Origin of the sequence: Streptomyces sp. SID3212, from assembly GCF_009865405.1 — a bacterium.
Classification (GTDB): Bacteria; Actinomycetota; Actinomycetes; order Streptomycetales; family Streptomycetaceae; genus Streptomyces.
On sequence record NZ_WWJY01000769.1, the window covers coordinates 1 to 3,402 of the forward strand.

The following is a 3,402-nucleotide window of genomic DNA, read 5'->3' on the forward strand; positions in this document are numbered from 1 at the left end:
CGGCCACGTCACCGGTCGTGGGCCGCGACTGGCCGCCGGTGCCGCCGGTGGCGTCGCGGCCCCAGAGCCACAGCCCCAGCAGCAGGACGGCCCAGGCCACTCCGGTCAGCAGCCTGCCGGAGCCCTTGGCGCCCGTCGCACCCTTCTCGGCGCCCGTCGCGCCTTTTCCGGCGCTCGTGGTGCCCTTTTCGGCGCGCGTGGTGCCCGTCGTGCGCTCGCCGGTGGACATGTCAGTCCGCGTCCCGCGCGGCCGACCGCTGCCGTCGCACGCTCCTGTACGCCACCGCGACCGCGGCGACACCGGCCAGGACCAGACCGATCACCGCCTGACGGGCGCCGGGGCCCTCCGCCTGGTCCGCGTCGCGTCCGTCCGCGGCGAGGACCGCCGTACCGCCGCCGCCCGCGCGGACCGGTGCGACCGGGCTGGCGTGGTGGGTGGGCCGGTGGTGGGTCGGCCGGGAGTGGACGACCTGGACGATGCCCGCGCCGGAGCGGCCGTGGCCGTCGCACCTGACCTTGACCTCGTAGGTGCCTGAAGCGGCCTCGGACTTGATGGCCGCCTGCCCGAACAGGGATGATTTCCGGCCGTCTTCGCGGCCCGCCGCGTCGTGGTCACGGGCGGGCCGGCCCTCGTCGCGGGGCGGCTGACCCTCGTCGCGGCCCTCTCGGCCGAACACCGGGCCCTGGAGTCCGGCCTCCAGGACGAAGACCTGGGACCTGGCCGTACCGAAACGGCTCTTGCAGCCGTCGACCCGGATCGCGACCTCGCCACCCGGGGCGACGGTCGCGGGGGTGATGGTGACGCGGACGGACTCGTCGGCCTGTGCGGCGGTGGCGCCGAGGGCCGTGGCACCGAGGACGGTGGCGCCGAGGACGGGGACGACCACCAGTGCGGTGGCCGCACGGGTGGCACGGAGAGCGAGCAACCTTGAACGCATGGTGAACCTCCTGGTAGACGCCAGGCTCACCCGCGCGGCGGGTTTTCGCATCCGCAGCAGCCGCCTACCTCTCGGCGCACCCCGCTGACCTGCTCAGATACGGTCCACAAGGTCGGCGATCGAGTCAACGACCGACGAGGGGCGGAACGGATAGCGGTCGATCTCCGCCGGTGTCGTCACTCCGGTGAGCACCAGGAAGGTCTCCATCCCGGCCTCCAGGCCGGCCAGCACGTCCGTGTCCATCCGGTCGCCGATCATGGCGCTGGTCTCGGAGTGCGCGCCGATGGCGTTGAGCCCGGTGCGCATCATCAGCGGGTTCGGCTTGCCCGCGAAGTACGGGTCCTTGCCGGTCGCCTTCGTGATCAGCGCGGCGACCGCGCCGGTGGCGGGCAGCGGGCCCTCGGTGGAGGGGCCGGTCTCGTCGGGGTTCGTGCAGATGAACCGCGCGCCGCCGTTGATCAGCCGGATCGCCCTGGTCAGGGCCTCGAAGCTGTACGTACGGGTCTCGCCGAGCACCACGTAGTCCGGCTCGTGGTCCGTGAGGATGTAGCCGATGTCGTGCAGGGCGGTGGTCAGTCCGGCCTCACCGATCACGTACGCCGTGCCGTCGGGCCGCTGGGCCTCCAGGAACTTGGCGGTGGCGAGCGCCGACGTCCAGATGTTGGCCACCGGTACGTCGAGCCCCATGCGGGCGAGTCTGGCCTGGAGGTCGCGCGGGGTGTAGATGGAGTTGTTGGTGAGAACGAGGAAGGGCTTCCCCGACTCCCGCAACGCCTTGAGGAACTCGGCCGCGCCGGGGATCGGAACCCCTTCGTGAATGAGGACACCGTCCATGTCGGTGAGCCAGGATTCGATCGGCTTGCGCTCTGCCACTGGATTGTTCTCCGCTCTGCGGTGGCCAAAATGATGCTCGGTCCGACCCGTCCAGCGTAACGAGCGGACGGCGGGGCCGCGCATGCGTCCGGGGCGAGCGGTGCGGGGCGGAGGCGGGGTGCGGCGGGGATGTCCAACTCCCTTTACGAGAGGGTTGGTTGGAGGTTCCCCTGGCGGGCCCTCGGCGGCGGGGGCCGCGTACCGCACGCGCCTCGGGCCCACCTCTCAACCCCGCCGGCTCCGCAGACGCCGGAAGGCGCCGAAGAGGACGCCCCCGACGGCGAGCAGCGCGCCGGCGGCGAGGGTGCGGTACAGGGTGCTGCCGGGGCCGGTCGCGGCGAGTTCGGGTTCCTCGGGGAGGGCGGGTGCGGGTGGGATGTCGCCGGGTGGCCGCCCGGATCCGGAGATCTCCTCGCGGTGGGCGCCGGTGCCGGGGCTCGTGCCGGTGCCGGGGCTCGTGCCCGTGTCGGTGCCGGGGCTCGTGCCCGTGTCGGTGCCGGGGCTCGTATCGGTGCCGGTGCCGCCGGTGCTTGCGCCGTTGTCGGCGGGCCGGTCGGTGTCGCGCCCCCCGTCCGGACGGGAGCTCGGACGGCCGTGGGGACGATCGGTGGACTGGCCACGGGGCCGCTCGACGGGCGCGCCGGGATCGAGGTCGGGGTCGAGGTCGATGTCGGGGTCAAGGCCCAGGTCGCTGTTCTGCTCCACGCGGCCGACGGAGAAACGGTAGGAGTTGGACTTCCCGACCCAGTCGCCGTCGTCGCCACGGCGCTGCACGGTCGCGGAGTTGATCTCGATCGTGTTGGCGCGGGTGCCCTTGGCGAAGGTGAGCCGGGCGCGGACGGTGACGGTACGTCCCGCCGGGACGGCGAACCCGGGCGAACCGTCATCCAGAATGCCGAGCGTCTCGTCCTCGTCGGACCGCTCCAGCGAGAGGGTCCGCCAGCGGCCCCCGCCCTCGGACATCTGGAGCTTGACCTGGGAGGGCTTGAGGATCCTGGCCCGGTCGACGAGGACGATCACGGGGTGGATGTCGTGGCAGGCGTCGGCGGTGGTGTTGGTGAGATCGAGGTACCAGGTACCCGCGCCGCCACCGGGCCGGTAGGCGCGCGGACCCCCGTGGATCCGCGTGTCGATGGGAAAGTCGGGATCGGACGCCTTCCCGCAACGAGGCTGCCGATCGGCCTGGGGCGCGGCTGCGGCAACACGGGCGGCCCCGACGACGCCCGGGGCGTTACCCATGCTCGATTCGCGCCGACGAGCCGCGCCGTCACCTCCGGCCGTACGAACGTCCCGGGCGGCCCTGACGAGCGCCACCACACGCGCGACCCAGGCGTCCCCGCTGTTGGAGACGCGGACCGTGCCGGCGGTACGGCGGACCCCCGCCACACCGACGGCGTCCGTCGCGGCGACCGGCCCGACGACCTGGGTGACCCCGGACGTAGCCACGTGGGGTGCGGTGCCGACAACAGCGGCCAGGCGCGCGGCCCAGGCGGTCCGCAGGGCGGCAGGCGTACGGGCCGTGCCCTGGACGGCGTCGGGGAGACCGGCGGTGTCGGCCGTACGGACACCGCGCGCCGCACCGACCGCGTCG

General features: G+C 73.4%; 3 protein-coding genes and 1 pseudogene. All 4 read right to left on the reverse strand.

The features are described 5' to 3' along the window. Positions 1-229, reverse strand: a pseudogene (locus tag GT042_RS39335) (hypothetical protein); the annotation flags it as partial. Position 230: 1 nt separating this feature from the next. Continuing rightward, complete coding sequence (locus GT042_RS23220) at positions 231-938, reverse strand: hypothetical protein (protein WP_161310661.1); 708 nt, start codon at positions 936-938, stop codon at positions 231-233. Positions 939-1,031: 93 nt separating this feature from the next. After that, positions 1,032-1,811 carry an HAD-IIA family hydrolase gene (locus GT042_RS23225; RefSeq protein WP_161310662.1) on the reverse strand — a complete coding sequence of 260 codons (780 nt, stop codon included), beginning with the start codon at positions 1,809-1,811 and terminating at the stop codon, positions 1,032-1,034. Positions 1,812-2,036: 225 nt separating this feature from the next. Next, a partial coding sequence (locus GT042_RS23230; RefSeq protein WP_161310663.1) for a hypothetical protein occupies positions 2,037-3,402 on the reverse strand: 1,366 nt, incomplete at its 5' end.

What these genes read in the sequence shown, in the direction of transcription:
- GT042_RS23220 (WP_161310661.1), bottom strand. Translation starts at nt 938, where the DNA reads ATGCGTTCAAGGTTGCTCGCTCTCCGTGCCACCCGTGCGGCCACCGCA.